Raw genomic sequence first — 14,139 nt, 5'->3', positions numbered from 1 at the left:
GGTTGGCCTTCGGCCAAAGTCGGCGGCGCCCCGCCACGGATGAGCGAACAAGCCTACAGCATCCCGCCAGCCGCCTAGCCGCAGGCGCAACGCTTCTGCGGGTGAGCCCCCGGAACGCTTTTACCGGTGCGGCTGGGGAGGCACGGCTACCCCGCTTGGCGCGCGGATTAGCTATTTCGCTTTGGGGCCCGCGGATGGGGCTTTTGGGTGTCCGTCAGGTCCATCAGGTAGTCGGTGCTTGTACCGTAAAAATCCGCCAGCGCGTCAATATGGCTTACCCGAATGCCGCCCCGCCGCTCATACCGGCCATAGGTGCCCTCGGAAACCCCGATGACCTCGGCGATTTTCTTTTGCGTCAGCCCCCGCTCCTTCCGAATCTCCGCCAAATGATGATAAACTTTCATAACGCCCTCCTTATGCCAAATAGGTATAATTTTATGTTATGACATACAGGTATAAATGTCAAGAATAAAATATGACATAATGGCATAAAGGGGGCGGAGGATATGAAAAACTTGCGGTATATCCGGGAACAAAACGGTCTGTCGCAGATCCAGCTCCAGATGAAAACCGGGATTGATCAGGCGATGCTCTCCCGATATGAGAGCGGAGAGCGTACCCCATCGGTAGAAAAGCTCCTAATTCTGTCCCGTTATTTCGGGACAAGCGTGGACTATCTGCTTGATTTGACGGACGAGCCGACCCCATATCCGCCGAAGAAGGCGGAGGGCTGAGTCCTCCGCCGGCGACAGGGGCCGTTCCCCTCCCGTTGGGAGCGTCCGCAACCTGAATTGAGCCTTCAGCTAGTGACCTGTGGGGAGTGACGGTAACCGGCGGGTACTGGCAAGGTACTCCCGGGGGATTCTCAAGGGGACTGGCGGAAGTCCCCTTGAGCGTCCTTCTTTGGGTACTTTCTTTGACGCAAAGAAAGTACCCCGCCCGCCGGGGCGGGACCCGGCAATCCCCGCCGCCGAAGGCGGCACATTCAGAGCGCCTCTATGAGGCGCGAAAAAGCCCTCCGCCCCACTGGGCGGAAAATCTAAGAAAAGCCCCCGAGAGCAGTCGCTCCCGGGGGCTTTTCACGTAAGAATCAGAAGTGGGGCCGCTCCACATAGGTGGTGTGGAGGATGCGGTGCGCGAGGTGGCTGCCGAACTCGCCGAAGTACTCCTCATAAATTTTGAGCAGCTCGGGGTTCTCATGGCTCTTGCGCAGGGGCTTCGCCTCGTCGGCGTCGTAGAGCGCCTTGGCGCGGAGCGACTTGAGATCGACGAAGTTGCGGACGCTCGCGGGCTGGACCGGCTGGCCGCCGCCGTTGACGCAGCCGCCCGGGCATCCCATGATCTCGATGAAGTGGTAGTTCTTCATCCCCGCCCGGACCTGTTCCAGCAGCTTGCGGGCGCAGGCGAGGCTGGACGCGACCGCCACGTTGACCGTCAGGTCGCCGATCTGGTAGCTGGCCTCCTTGATGCCCTCGGTGCCGCGGACCTCCTTGAACTCGACGTCCTGGAGAGGCTTGCCGCCGACCCACTCGGCCGCGGTGCGCAGCGCCGCTTCCATGACGCCGCCGGTGGCGCCGAAGATGACGCCCGCGCCGGTGGATTCGCCCATGGCGGAATCGAAGTCCTCGTCGGGCAGGGCGGTGAAGTCGATGCCCGCGCGGTCGATCATGCGGGCGAGCTCGCGGGTGGTCAGCGAGATATCCACGTCGGGGATGCCGGAACCGGCGGCGTCCTCGTTGTCGCGGCGGACCTCAAACTTCTTGGCGGTGCAGGGCATGATGCCGACCACAAAGATGTCCTTGGGATCCCAGCCCATCTTCTGGGCATACCAGGTCTTCACCGTGGCGCCGAACATCTGCTGCGGCGACTTGCAGGTGGAGAGGTTGGGGATCATGTCGGGGAAGTAATGCTCGCAGTAGTTGACCCAGCCGGGCGAGCAGGAGGTGATCATCGGCAGCACGCCGCCGTTCTGGATGCGCTCCACCAGCTCGTGGGCCTCCTCGACGATGGTCATGTCGGCGGCGAGGTCGGTGTCGAACACCTTTTCAAAGCCCATGCGGCGCAGGGCGGCGACCATCTTTCCGGTGACGTTGGTGCCGATCGGCATGCCGAACGCCTCGCCGAGCGTGGCGCGGATGGAGGGCGCGGTCTGGACGACGACATGCTTGGTCGGGTCATGCAGCGCGCGCCAGACCTCCTTGGTCTGGTCCTTCTCATAGATGGCGCCGGTCGGGCAGACGACGATGCACTGCCCGCAGGAGACGCAGGCCACCTCGCTGAGGTTCTGCTCGAAGGCGCAGGCGATGTGGGTATTGAAGCCGCGCTCGTTGGGGCCGATGACCCCGATGCCCTGCCATTTGGAGCAGGCGGCGACGCAGCGGCGGCAGAGGATGCACTTGTTGTCGTCGCGGACCATGTGGACCGCACTGTCGTCCTTGGGCCACTCGGGGTTGGAGCCCTCATAGCGGTGCTCATCCTCGACCTTGAAGTCGTGGCAGAGCTTCTGCAGCTCGCAGTTTCCGCTGCGCACGCAGGAGAGGCACTCCTTCTTGTGGGTGGAGAGGATGAGTTCGAGGGTGATCTTGCGGGAGGCATAGACCTTTTTGGAGTGGGTGAGGATTTCCATCCCCTCGTTGACCGGGTAGACGCAGGCGGCCACAAGGGATTTGGCGCCCTTGACCTCAACCACGCAGATGCGGCAGGCGCCGATCGCGTTGATCTCCTTGAGATAGCACAGGGTCGGGATTTGGATGCCGGCATAGCGGGCCGCTTCCAGAATGGTGCTGTCTTTCGGCACGGACAAGGGCATACCGTTGATCTTTATATTAACCATTTCTTTTTCCATATCCAGGCACGCTCCTTTCTTACTTTCTCACAATCGCGCCGAACTTACATTTCTCGATGCAGGCGCCGCATTTGATGCACTTGGACTGGTCGATGACGTGCGGGTTCTTGACGGTGCCGGCGATGGCCCCGACCGGGCAGTTGCGCGCGCAGAGGGTGCAGCCCTTGCACTTGTCGGCCACGATCTGGTACTGGAGCAGGTGTTTGCAGACGCCCGCCGGGCAGCGTTTTTCCTTCACGTGGGCCTCGTACTCGTCGCGGAAATACTTCAGCGTCGAGAGCACCGGGTTGGGAGCGGTCTGGCCGAGTCCGCACAGCGCGTTCTCCTTGATGTAGTAGCAGAGCTCCTCCATCTTGTCGAGGTCCTCCATCTTGCCCTCGCCGCGGGTAATGCGGTCGAGCATCTCATAGAGGCGCTTGGTGCCGATGCGGCAGGGGGTGCATTTTCCGCAGCTCTCGTCGACGGTGAACTCGAGGAAGAACTTGGCGATATCCACCATGCAGTTGTCCTCGTCCATGACGATGAGTCCGCCCGAGCCCATCATCGAGCCGATGGCGATGAGGTTGTCGTAGTCGATCTCGGTGTCGATGAGGGAGGCCGGGATGCAGCCGCCGGAGGGGCCGCCCGTCTGGGCCGCCTTGAACTTCTTGCCGTTCGGGCAGCCGCCGCCGATCTCCTCGACGATCTCCCGCAGGGTGGTGCCCATCGGGACCTCGACGAGGCCGGTGTTGTGGATCTTGCCGCCGAGCGCGAAGACCTTGGTGCCCTTCGATTTCTCGGTGCCCATCGAGGCGAACCACTCGGGGCCGTTCAAGATGATCTGGGGGATGTTGGCCCAGGTCTCGACGTTATTCAGGATGGAGGGCTTGCCGAAGAGGCCCTTGACCGCCGGGAAGGGCGGACGGGGGCGCGGCTCGCCGCGGTGGCCCTCGATCGAGGTCATGAGCGCGGTCTCCTCGCCGCAGACGAAGGCGCCGGCGCCCAGGCGGATGTCGATGTCGAAGTCGAAGCCGGTCTCAAAGATGTTCTTGCCCAAAAAGCCCATCTCGCGGGCCTGGTTCAGCGCGATCTCGAGGCGCTTGACCGCGATGGGGTACTCGGCGCGCACATAGATGTAGCCCTGGCTCGCGCCGATCGTATAGCCGGCGATCGCCATCGCCTCGAGCACCGAGTGGGGGTCGCCCTCGAGCACCGAGCGGTCCATGAACGCGCCCGGGTCGCCCTCGTCGGCGTTGCAGCAGACGTATTTCTGTCCGGGGGGCTGGGCCTTGGCGAAGTTCCACTTGAGCCAGGTCGGGAAGCCCGCGCCGCCGCGGCCGCGCAGCCCGGAAACCTTGAGCGTCTCGATGACGTCCTCGGGGGTCATCTCGGTGAGGACCTTGCCCAGCGCCATATAGCCGTCGTAGGCGATGTATTCGTTGATGTCCTCGGGGTCGATCACGCCGCAGTTGCGCAGCGCGACGCGCTTCTGCTTCTTGTAGAAGTCGGTCTCGTCAAGGGATTTGATCTTGTCCTCGACGACCGTCTCGGTGTAGAGCAGGCGCTTGACGATGCGGCCCTTGAGCAGGTGCTCGTCGACGATCTCCTTGACGTCCTCCGGCTTGACGCGGGAGTAGAAGGAGCCCTCGGGATAGACGATGACGACGGGGCCGAGCGCGCAGAGGCCGAAGCAGCCGGTCTTGACGACCTTGACCTCCTCGGTGAGCCCGGTCGCGGCGATTTCCTTTTCAAACTCTTCGATGATCTTTGCCGAGCCGGAGGACGTACAGCCCGTACCTCCGCAGCAAAGCACATGGGAACGATACATGGTGCGCTTCCTCCTTTCTTACAGCTTGCTGCCGGCGACCGCGCCGATGGTGTACTCCTGAACGACCTGCCCGTTGATCAGGTGCTTCTGGACGATCTGGGAAGCCTTTTCAGGGGTCATCTTGACGTAGGTGACCTTCTCCTTGCCGGGCTCGAAGACCTCGACGACCGGCTCGTACTGGCAGATGCCGATGCAGCCCGTCTGGGCGATGGTGACGTTCTGGAGGTTCTTTTTGGCGACCTCCTCGGTGAACGCCTGGAGCACGGGGCGCGCGCCCGCGGCGATGCCGCAGGTGGCCATGCCGACCACGACGCGGGTGTTGCCGCTGTCGTCCGCGCGGATGCCCATGTTGGTTTTGACCTTGTCCCTCAGAGCCTGAAGCTCCGCTAAGCTTTTCATATGTAAGATTCCTCCGTCCACAATGTGGTTGCGCGTCCTGCCGTCAGGACGCCTGCGTGTCTAAAACCTCCTGCGTGTTTTCGTGGATGAACGAGCCGATGAACCCGACCACCGACGGCTCCGAGAGGGGCACGCCGTCGAGCACCTGCCGGAATTCCCGCGTGTCGGCGGTGAACTCCCCCGCCCCGTGGCGGAAGGTGTAGGTGAAATCGATGTCGGGGTTGCACTGCACGAGCGAGGCGACGGTCGCCGCGATGTCGCCGAGCGGCATGCGGTCGATGTGGGTGAGGCCGAAGACCGCCGTCACGGCGGTGCCCCTCCCCGGCTCCGATTCGATCGAGAGGCTTCCCCCCGTCATCTCGGCGCCCATCTTGAGGAACGGCACCCCCAGCCCCACCCTGCGGGTGGTGCGGGTGGTGAAGAACGGGTCGGTGACCCGCCGCACCTGTTCGGGCGTCATGCCGCAGCCGTCGTCCCTCACGGTGATCGTGAGGGTGTCGGCGGCGGGCTGTTCGTCCACCGTGATCTCGATGAGCGAGGCGCCCGCGCGGACCGAATTCTGCGCGATGTCCAGCACGTTCAGCGAAAGCTCCTGCATGGCGTTACTGGTATTTGGCGAGGATGGTGTCGACGTCGTCGACCGTCAGGCGGCCGTAGACCTCGTCGTTGACCATCAGGACCGGCGCAAGGCCGCAGGCGCCCACGCAGCGGCAGGCGTCGAGGCTGAATTTCCCGTCGGGCGTGCACATGCCGGACTGGATGCCGAGCTTCTCCTGGAGCCTCTGGAAGATATCGCCCGAACCCTTGACGTAGCAGGCGGTGCCCAGGCACACGGAGATTTTGTACTGTCCCTTGGGGTTGAGGGTGAACTGGGAATAGAATGTCGCGACCCCGTAGATTTCCTCCAGCGGGATGTCGAGCCCGAGGGAGATCATCTTCTGCACCTCGATCGGAAGGTACCCGTAGATCTCCTGAGCGCCCTGCAAAACCGGCATCAGAGCGCCCTTCTGGCCCTTGTGCTCCTCGATCACCTTCTGCAGCCGCTGTTCCTGCTCAGCGGTGCCGGTGAAGGGGACCACGGTTTTCGTGTTCGCCATCTGTCTTACCTCCTTGGCATTGCCATACGCTCAGGGCGTACGGCACCATTATAGAATTGTTATGATTATAACAGAAAATCATAATGCCGTCCAGATGAATCCCCCTGAATTTTCGCAAAAACGCGGCGTTTTTCATGACAATTCGACAAGCCCTTCCGGACTTTTCCAATTCCCGCCCCCTCCGCAGATTCCACAGCTTTTGGCGGGGGATTTTGGTGGGCCGGTCATTGCGGCCCCGCGCGCAAAATGATATAATATTCAGGTATAGACCGACCGCTTTTCCGATTTCCGAAAGGAGCAATGGCCCATGACAGTCAGCGATATCGCCAGGATTCTCAAGGCCGAGGTCCTCTGCGAGGGGGACTCGATGGAAGCCGAGGTACATACCGCCTGCGGCAGCGACATGATGAGCGACGTGCTCGCCTATGTCAAGGACCAGAGCGTGCTGCTCACAGGGCTCGTCAACTCGCAGGTGGTGCGCACCGCCGAAATGATGGATATGGTCTGCATCGTCTTCGTGCGCGGCAAGCGCCCCGACGAACAGATCCTCTCCCTCGCGCGCCAGCGGGGGATCGCCGTGCTTTCGACCCCCTACCGCATGTTTACCGCCTGCGGGCTGCTTTACGACAACGGCTTGAAGGGTGGCTGTGAAACCGATGTCTGATACGATCAATCTCACCTACGACGTCCCGGGCGACGACTTCACCCGCGCGGGCGAGGCGTCGAGCGACGTCAAGGGGGTCCTCAAAAAGCTGGGCCTCTCCCCGCAGGTGGTGCGCAAGGTCGCCATCGCCATGTACGAGGGGGAGATCAATATGGTGATCCACGGCGGCGGCGGGCAGATCACCGTCGAGGTGACGCCCGACGCGGTCACGATGCGGCTGGCCGACCACGGCCCGGGCATCCGGGACATCTCCCTCGCCATGCAGGAGGGCTGGTCCACCGCGCCCGAGGAGGTGCGCAACCTCGGCTTCGGCGCGGGCATGGGCCTGCCCAACATGAAGAAATACTCCGACGAGATGGAGGTCATCAGCGAGGTCGGCGTCGGCACCACCGTCAACATGAAGGTGTACGTCGCCTGATCCGCGTTCCCCCCGGAGCGGGCAGGATTTATCTGGGAGGCCGTCATGATGGATACCACAAACTTTTTCCACTCGGTGACCCTCGACCGGGACAAGTGCCACGGATGCATCAACTGCGTCAAGCGCTGCCCCACCGAGGCCATCCGCGTGCGCAACGGCAAGGCGAAGATCATCAAGGAGCGGTGCATCGACTGCGGCGAGTGCATCCGGGTCTGCCCGCACCACGCCAAGCAGGCGATCTTCGACCCCATCTCGGTGATGGACAGCTTCGAATATAAGATCGCGCTGCCCGCGCCGAGCCTCTATGGGCAGTTCAACAACCTCGACGACATCGACCTCATACTCGGGGCGCTGACCCTCATGGGGTTCGACGACGTCTACGAGGTCGCGCGCGCCGCGGAGCTCGTGAGCGACGCGACCCGGCGGTACATGATGCGCGAGGACATCAAGCGCCCGGTCATCTCCTCCGCCTGCCCGGCTGTGCTGCGGCTCATCCGGGTGCGCTTCCCCGAGCTCATCGACAACATCCTCCCGCTGCATCCGCCCATCGAGGTGGCCGCGCGGGTGGCCAAGGCGCGCGCCGCCGAAAAGACGGGCCTTCCGCCCGAAAAGATCGGCGCGATCTTCATCTCCCCCTGCCCGGCGAAGGTGACGGCGGTCAAGATGCCGCTGGGCACCGAGAAGAGCGCCGTCGACGCGGTGCTCGCCATCCGGGAGGTCTACCCCAAGCTGATCAGCCTCATGCGCAAGGTGCCCGCCTCGGTCGACATGGCGGGGGCCGGCCGGATGGGCATCGGCTGGGGCAGCAGCGGCGGCGAGGCCGCCGCCGCGCTCAAGGAGCGGTACCTCGCGGCCGACGGCATCGAAAACGTCATCCGTGTGCTCGAGGACCTCGAGGACGAGAAGTTCTACGATCTCGACTTCGTCGAGCTCAACGCCTGCTCGGGCGGCTGTGTCGGCGGGGTGCTCGGGGTGGAAAACCCCTACGTCGCCAAGGCCAAGCTCAAGCGCATCCGCAAATACCGTCCCGTCTCCTGCAACCACCTCGAGGAGGAGAGCCTCGCCCCCTACACCTGGGACGCGCCGGTCGAATACGAGCCGGTGCTCGAACTGGACGCGGACATCCGCACCGCGATGGAAAAGATGAAGATGATGCGGGAGATCGAGGGGCGGCTCTACGGCATGGACTGCGGGTCGTGCGGCGCGCCCTCCTGCAAGGCGCTCGCCGAGGACATCGTGCGCGGCTTCGCCACCGAGGAGGCGTGCATCTTCAAGCTGCGCGAGGAGATCCGCGGGATGGCCGAGGGGCTGCGGCGGCTGTCGAGCGTGATGCCCAAGGTCGCGGCGGAGGAAACCGAAGAAAAGGAATGACCGGGGGGACCAATATGACGGTAAAACAATTGGCCGCACAGGCCGGGCTTAAAATCCTCGCGGGGGAGGGTTCCCTCGGCCGGGAGATCGAAAGCGTCTACAGCTGCGACCTGCTCAGCTTTGTGATGGGGCGCGCCCCCGCGGACAGCGCGTGGGTGACGGTCATGGGCAACGTCAACGCGATGGCGGTGGCGCTGCTGGCCGACGTGGCGTGCGTGGTGCTTGCCGAGGGCGCGGCGTTCGACGACGACGCCAAAAAGAAGGCGGAGCAAAACGACATCGCGGTGCTCTGGTCGGAGAAGCCGGTCTTCGACGCCGCGCTGGACATCCACACCCGCATGGCCGGGGCCTAGCGGGAAGGGCGATTTTGGGAGAGGAGGCGAGCCGATGCGTCCGGTATTCTACGACCTGCATATCCACTCCTGCCTCTCCCCCTGCGGGGACATGGACATGACCCCCAACAACATCCTCAACATGGCGCTCCTGAAGGAGCTCGACCTCATCGCGCTGACCGACCACAACTCCTGCAAAAACTGCCCGGCGCTCATGCGCGCCGCCGAGGGGTCGGGCCTTGCGGTGCTGCCGGGCATGGAGCTGACGACCGCCGAGGAGGTGCACGTCGTCTGCCTCTTTCCCGCGCTGGAGAACGCGATGGATTTCGACGGGTATGTGCACGGCCGCCTGCCCGACATCGATAACGTCCCCGAGATCTTCGGCGCGCAGCAGATCCTCGATCGGCGGGATGAACCCACCGGCATCGAGCAAAAGCTGCTCATCAACGCGACGACGATCGAAATCTCCGACCTGCCCGCGCTCGTCAAGGGGTACGGCGGGTTCTGCTACCCCGCGCACATCGACCGCGCGAGCAACAGCGTGCTCTCCAACCTCGGGTTCATCCCGCCCGAATGTGCCTTCCGCACCCTCGAGGTCGCGGACCCGGAGGCGTTCTTCGCGGACGGAAGGAATCAGGCGTACAAAGAGGGGTACGCTATCGTTACAAGCTCGGACGCGCACTACCTCGAAAACATCTCCGAGCGGGAACACTGCATCCATCTCGACACGGTGGATTTTGAAGGGCTGGCGAAGCGCCTCGCATGAAAATGAAAAAAACCGAATGGATCATCCTCGCGGCGGTGGTCGCCGTGTGCGCCGGACTGGCGCTTTTCTTTTATTGGCCGCGCTCGGGCGACACGGTGGCGGTCGTCTCGGTGGATGGGACGGAATTCTGCCGCATCGACCTCAGCAGGACCGCGCGGCCCTACACCTTCCGCATCGAGGAGGAGACGGGCAGGCCCGTCTCCTTTGAGGTCGCGGACGGGCGGGTGCGCTTTGTCGAGGTCACCTGCCCCGACCACATCTGCGAGCGCACCGGCTGGTGCGGCGCGCCGGGCGAGCGGGCGGTCTGCATGCCCAACCGCACCGCCCTCGTCTGCTATGCGCGCGGGGAGCTGCCGCCCGACGGCGGGGTCCGGTGGATCACCGAATCGGACCACCCCTAGACGACGCGCCTCCCGGACGGGACGGCTGACGGAGCGCGCGGCGGGAACGCGGGCCGGGCGGAAAACCGCGCGGCTTCGCCGCGCGCGCGAAGGCGCCGCCTTCACGGACGCCCCCACAGGGGCGTCGTTTTCCGCCGCCCGGCCTTTTTCGCCGCGCTCAAAATTTGACGTTTGAACCGGCCGCCGGGCGGGAAAGCTAGAGGTAAGCGGTTCCCCCGAGCGCCCCTCCCCGCCGCACCGCCCGCGCCTGCGGTTTCTCCGGGCACCCCGCCTGCGCCAAAAGTTTTCGGAGGGGGTCCGGGGGGCCCTTTTTTCAAAAGGGTCCCCCCAAGCGCTTTGAAGGGGTCTGGGGGGAACCTTCTCAAAAGTTCCCCCCGGTTGAAAAAAGGGACAAACTGTGATAGACTTTCCATAGGGGCGGGGACTGCCCGCCGGGACGACTGTCAAAGAAGGAGGCATTGCCATGGACGCGGTGCAAAGGGTGATCGACTGGGGAATGGAACGGTACCGGGGCTTTTCCGTCCGGGACGTTGGGATCTTCAAGACCTGCCTGCTGTCGATCGGCGCGCTGCTCGGGGTATATTTCGGAAAGCCCCTGAAGAAGCTCGCGCCGGTTTTGTGGGTCGTGGCCGTCGCTTCCTATGCCTATTTGATCTGGAGGATGTTCTTTGCCGATGAACAACAGTGACCCCGACCGCAAGATCATCGATTTCGATAAGATTAAACGCCGGGAGCAGAACCGCCACCGGGCGCGCCGCCGCGCGGGCTGGATCACCGCCGCGGTGATCGCGGGGGCGGTGCTGATCGTTGGCGTTTTTCTGTTTATCCAGTTCCGCGAGGCGGTGGAGGACAAGGGCTTCTGGCAGAACTTCAACTCCGCCGCGGTCGCCGCGCTTTGATTTCCGACGGAAAGAATGGACCGCAGATGAAGAAAAACAGACTGTATACCCTGCTCGCGCTGCTTGTGATCCTCTTCTGGGGGACGACCTTCGTGTCGACCAAAATTTTGCTGACGCGGCTCTCCCCCGTGCAGATCATGCTGCTGCGCTACCTGATCGCCTATGCGGCGCTGCTCGTCATCCATCCGAAATTTCACCGCCCGGAGGGGCTGCGTCAGGAGCTGTGCTGCATCGCCGCGGCGCTCTGCGGCAGCACCCTCTATTTTCTGGCGGAAAACACCGCGCTCTCCTATACGCAGGCATCCAACGTGAGTCTGCTCATTTCGGCCGCGCCCATCCTCACGTCGGTCGTGGCGCACCTCTTCACGCGGGACGAGCGCCTCACCCGCCACGCGTTCTACGGCTTCTTCCTCGCGATGGCGGGCATTTTTCTCGTCGTCTTCAACGGGCGCTTCGTGCTGAAGCTCTCCCCGGCGGGCGACCTGCTCGCCCTGGCGGCCGCCCTCTCGTGGGCGTTTTACACGGTCATCCTGCGCAAGATCGACAGCCGCTACCAGCCGGTCTACATCACCCGGCGCATCTTCTTCTATTCGATCGTCACCATGCTGCCCTGTCTGCTCTTTGACAGCACGCCCTTCGACCCGGCGGTGCTGCGCCTGCCCGAGGTGTGGGGGAACCTGCTCTTTCTCGGGGTGGTGGCCTCCTCCCTCTGCTACGTGCTCTGGTACCATGTGGTCGGGCGGCTCGGCGCGGTGCGCGCCAACAACTTTGTCTATCTCAACCCGCTCGTCACGATGCTCGCGTCGATCGTCGTGCTCCACGAGCGGATCACCCTGCTGATGCTGGCCGGCGCGGTGCTCATCCTGATGGGCGTCATGATCGCCGAGGGGACCTTCCCGCGCAGGAACCAGCCCCAGCCCGCCAATACGCCGTAAGGAGGGCGCGCTTTGGACAAACAGAAGATCAGGGGCTACTGTATCGTCTCGGCGTTTACCGTGGTCCTCTACCTCGCGCTGAGCAATATGGACCGCCTGACGGGGGCGCTGCGCGTCGCGGGCGGCCTGCTGGCCCCCTTTTTTGTCGGCGTGGCCATCGCCTTCATCCTCAACAATGTGATGGTCCTCTTTGAAAAGAAGGTCTTTTACCGGCTCGCGGAGGGGAGGAACCCCCGCTCCGCCCGGATGGTGCGGCCGCTTTCGCTCGTGTCCACCTACCTGGTCACCTTCGCCGCGTTCGGCGTGCTGCTGTGGGTCGTCGTGCCGCAGCTGGCGGCGAGCGTCGTCACGCTCGGCAACAACATCCCCGCCTACCTGGAATCCCTCCGGGTGCTCGGAAACCGGCTGCAGGGGGAGCTCACCCTGCCCGCCGAGGCGCTCGAGCAGATCGCCGCCTGGTTCTCCCAGGCGGCGGACGTGCTGCTCAACTTCCTCGTCGACTTTGTCCCGCGGATGCTCGGGTACGTCGTCTCGTTTGGCGGCGGCATCGTCACCTTCGTCATCGGGATCATCGTTTCCATCCACCTGCTGATGAGCAAGGAAAAGCTCCTCTCCCAGGTCGGCCGCCTCGGGCGCGCCTTCCTGCCCGAGCGGGCCGCCGGATGGCTGGGCGGCGCGGCGCGGGTCTCGGTCGAGACGTTCGGCAACTATGTCTCCGGCCAGCTGCTGGACGCGATGATCGTCGGGATCGTGAGCGTGATCGGCCTTTCGATCTTCCGCTTCCCCTACGCGATGCTGATCGGCGTCGTCATGGGCGTCACCAACATCATCCCCTTCTTCGGGCCGTTTATCGGCGCGGTTCCGGGAGTCTTCCTCCTGCTCATGATCGACCCCCTGCGCGCCCTGTGGTACATCCTCTTCGTGGTCGTCGTTCAGCAGGTCGACGGCAACATCATCGCCCCCAAGGTGATCGGCGGCTCGGTCGGGCTGCCGCCGCTGTGGGTGCTCTTCGCCGTGACGATTGGCGGCGGGCTCTTCGGGGTGGCGGGCATGATCCTCGGGACGCCCGTCTTCGCGATCATCTATATCCTGCTCGGGCGCGCCACCCGCGCCCGGGAGGCGCGGCGAAACGCCGACGGATAACCGACGCTCCCAAAGGGGCCGACGCGTCCCGGCCCCTTTTTGAATCAAAAATAAATAAAATCAAAATAAAACTTAATAATATTAATATTTATATTGACATTATCAAAAAATAGGTTATAATAACATCAAAAGGAGGGATACCATGGCAGGAAGCATACCGACAAAGTGCCCGGCCTGCGGGCAGGAGATGCGCGTCTGCCTGCTGCGCTGCCCGGCCTGCAATACCGAGGTCGCGGGGGATTTCCCGCTCGGGCGGTTCGCGCGGCTGACGGAGGAGCAGCTCCGTTTTCTCGAGACGTTCATCCGTTGTCGGGGAAGCCTCAAGGACGTCGGGACGCGGGTGGGCGTCTCCTATCCCACCGCGCGCAACCGCCTGGACGAATTGATCCGGGCGCTGGGCCTTTCCGAGGAAGCAGACACCGAATCCGCCCGCAGGCTGGAGATCCTGAGCCGGCTCAAGGAGGGCGGGATCACCGCCGAAGAGGCGTTAAACCTGTTGCAGGGAGGAACAAACTATGAATGAAGAACGCAGAATGATTTTAGAGATGCTCCAGGAGGGCGCGATTTCGGTTGAGGAGGCGGAACGCCTGATGGAGGCGCTGCCCGCCGAGGAGTCCCGCCAGCTGACGACCGCCGCGCCCGCCCGCGCGGGCGTGTCCCCCAAGCGGGTGGTCGTGCTCGTGACCGAGAACGGCAAGCAGAAGGTCAACGTGCGCGTCCCCTTCTCGCTCGTGCGGGTCGGGCTCAAGATGGGCAAATCGATCGGCGCGATCAGCCTCAAAAGCGCCAAGGACGACCCGCAGGCGCAGCAGGCGCTTGACATCCTCAACAACATCGACGTCGACGAGCTGCTCGCCAGCATCGACGACGGCGAGATCACCCTGCCCTACGCGATCGTCGACGTGGACGACGAGGATTCGGGCGACCAGGTGCGCGTGGTGCTCGAATAGGCGAAGACGGACGGCACGGATAAACCGGGCGCCGGACCCCCGCGGGGGTCCGGCGCCCGGTTTCATTTCCGCGGCCCCATGGGCCCCGGGGATGGAAAGATACGCCGCGTAA

19 protein-coding genes are annotated in these 14,139 nt (G+C 63.6%); 13 read left to right on the top strand and 6 right to left on the bottom strand.

Going from position 1 to position 14,139, the window contains the following annotated elements; translation table 11 throughout:
• Nucleotides 1-167: 167 nt before the first annotated feature.
• Entirely contained in the window at nucleotides 168-404 is a 237-nt protein-coding gene (locus C1A13_RS14185) for a helix-turn-helix domain-containing protein (RefSeq protein ID WP_101553079.1), read from the bottom strand.
• A gap of 102 nt (nucleotides 405-506) precedes the next feature.
• Between C1A13_RS14185 and C1A13_RS14180 the strand changes: the two genes are divergently transcribed.
• A complete protein-coding gene (locus C1A13_RS14180; protein WP_101553078.1) occupies nucleotides 507-734 on the top strand; it encodes a helix-turn-helix domain-containing protein in 228 nt (75 codons plus the stop codon).
• Between the two features lie 356 nt (nucleotides 735-1,090).
• Here C1A13_RS14180 and C1A13_RS14175 read toward each other — a convergent pair whose 3' ends face one another.
• Genes C1A13_RS14175 through C1A13_RS14155 form a run of 5 tightly spaced genes read right to left on the bottom strand, consistent with a single transcriptional unit; the run spans nucleotide 1,091 to nucleotide 6,148 of the window.
• Nucleotides 1,091-2,845, bottom strand: a complete 1,755-nt coding sequence (locus tag C1A13_RS14175) for an NADH-dependent [FeFe] hydrogenase, group A6 (RefSeq protein WP_101553077.1) — start codon at nucleotides 2,843-2,845, stop codon at nucleotides 1,091-1,093.
• Nucleotides 2,846-2,864: 19 nt separating this feature from the next.
• Nucleotides 2,865-4,652 carry an NADH-quinone oxidoreductase subunit NuoF gene (locus C1A13_RS14170; RefSeq protein WP_101553076.1) on the bottom strand — a complete coding sequence of 596 codons (1,788 nt, stop codon included), beginning with the start codon at nucleotides 4,650-4,652 and terminating at the stop codon, nucleotides 2,865-2,867.
• 18 nt (nucleotides 4,653-4,670) lie between these two features.
• A complete protein-coding gene (locus C1A13_RS14165; RefSeq protein ID WP_101553075.1) occupies nucleotides 4,671-5,051 on the bottom strand; it encodes a (2Fe-2S) ferredoxin domain-containing protein in 381 nt (126 codons plus the stop codon).
• 43 nt (nucleotides 5,052-5,094) lie between these two features.
• Entirely contained in the window at nucleotides 5,095-5,649 is a 555-nt protein-coding gene (locus tag C1A13_RS14160; protein ID WP_101553074.1) for an ATP-binding protein, read from the bottom strand.
• Nucleotides 5,650-5,653: 4 nt separating this feature from the next.
• A complete protein-coding gene (locus C1A13_RS14155; RefSeq protein ID WP_101553073.1) occupies nucleotides 5,654-6,148 on the bottom strand; it encodes an NADH-quinone oxidoreductase subunit NuoE family protein in 495 nt (164 codons plus the stop codon).
• 307 nt (nucleotides 6,149-6,455) lie between these two features.
• On the opposite strand from C1A13_RS14155, the gene C1A13_RS14150 reads away from it, so the two are divergent.
• The 12 genes from C1A13_RS14150 (at nucleotide 6,456) to C1A13_RS14095 (ending at nucleotide 14,027) form a co-directional block, all read left to right on the top strand.
• Complete coding sequence (locus tag C1A13_RS14150) at nucleotides 6,456-6,812, top strand: DRTGG domain-containing protein (protein ID WP_101553072.1); 357 nt, start codon at nucleotides 6,456-6,458, stop codon at nucleotides 6,810-6,812.
• Entirely contained in the window at nucleotides 6,805-7,230 is a 426-nt protein-coding gene (locus C1A13_RS14145) for an ATP-binding protein (RefSeq protein WP_101553071.1), read from the top strand. Before C1A13_RS14150 ends, C1A13_RS14145 begins: the two co-directional genes overlap by 8 nt.
• Nucleotides 7,231-7,278: 48 nt before the next feature.
• Entirely contained in the window at nucleotides 7,279-8,601 is a 1,323-nt protein-coding gene (locus C1A13_RS14140; protein ID WP_101553070.1) for a [Fe-Fe] hydrogenase large subunit C-terminal domain-containing protein, read from the top strand.
• A 14-nt stretch (nucleotides 8,602-8,615) separates the two neighbouring features.
• Nucleotides 8,616-8,954, top strand: a complete 339-nt coding sequence (locus C1A13_RS14135) for a hypothetical protein (protein ID WP_172439302.1) — start codon at nucleotides 8,616-8,618, stop codon at nucleotides 8,952-8,954.
• Nucleotides 8,955-8,988: 34 nt separating this feature from the next.
• Complete coding sequence (locus C1A13_RS14130) at nucleotides 8,989-9,699, top strand: PHP domain-containing protein (protein WP_101553068.1); 711 nt, start codon at nucleotides 8,989-8,991, stop codon at nucleotides 9,697-9,699.
• Nucleotides 9,696-10,100, top strand: coding sequence for a NusG domain II-containing protein (locus C1A13_RS14125; RefSeq protein WP_101553067.1), 405 nt, complete (start codon nucleotides 9,696-9,698; stop codon nucleotides 10,098-10,100). Before C1A13_RS14130 ends, C1A13_RS14125 begins: the two co-directional genes overlap by 4 nt.
• 463 nt (nucleotides 10,101-10,563) lie before the next feature.
• On the top strand, nucleotides 10,564-10,788 hold the full coding sequence (locus tag C1A13_RS14120) for a hypothetical protein (protein WP_101553066.1): 225 nt from the start codon (nucleotides 10,564-10,566) through the stop codon (nucleotides 10,786-10,788).
• A complete protein-coding gene (locus C1A13_RS14115; protein ID WP_101553065.1) occupies nucleotides 10,775-10,999 on the top strand; it encodes a hypothetical protein in 225 nt (74 codons plus the stop codon). The genes C1A13_RS14120 and C1A13_RS14115 overlap by 14 nt, the downstream gene beginning before the upstream one ends.
• Before the next feature lie 26 nt (nucleotides 11,000-11,025).
• On the top strand, nucleotides 11,026-11,934 hold the full coding sequence (locus C1A13_RS14110) for a DMT family transporter (protein WP_101553064.1): 909 nt from the start codon (nucleotides 11,026-11,028) through the stop codon (nucleotides 11,932-11,934).
• A gap of 12 nt (nucleotides 11,935-11,946) precedes the next feature.
• Nucleotides 11,947-13,077 carry an AI-2E family transporter gene (locus C1A13_RS14105; RefSeq protein ID WP_101553063.1) on the top strand — a complete coding sequence of 377 codons (1,131 nt, stop codon included), beginning with the start codon at nucleotides 11,947-11,949 and terminating at the stop codon, nucleotides 13,075-13,077.
• 142 nt (nucleotides 13,078-13,219) lie between these two features.
• Nucleotides 13,220-13,600: a DUF2089 domain-containing protein gene (locus C1A13_RS14100; RefSeq protein ID WP_207654199.1), complete on the top strand. Its 381-nt coding sequence runs from the start codon at nucleotides 13,220-13,222 to the stop codon at nucleotides 13,598-13,600.
• Nucleotides 13,593-14,027: an SHOCT-like domain-containing protein gene (locus tag C1A13_RS14095; RefSeq protein ID WP_101553062.1), complete on the top strand. Its 435-nt coding sequence runs from the start codon at nucleotides 13,593-13,595 to the stop codon at nucleotides 14,025-14,027. Before C1A13_RS14100 ends, C1A13_RS14095 begins: the two co-directional genes overlap by 8 nt.
• Nucleotides 14,028-14,139 lie beyond the last annotated feature (112 nt).

It is taken from the genome of Anaerotruncus massiliensis (ex Togo et al. 2026), assembly GCF_900199635.1.
Taxonomy (GTDB): Bacteria; Bacillota; Clostridia; order Oscillospirales; family Ruminococcaceae; genus Anaerotruncus; species Anaerotruncus massiliensis.
Note: the sequence above shows the minus strand (reverse complement) of the source record. Positions and strands in the feature narration are given on the sequence as shown.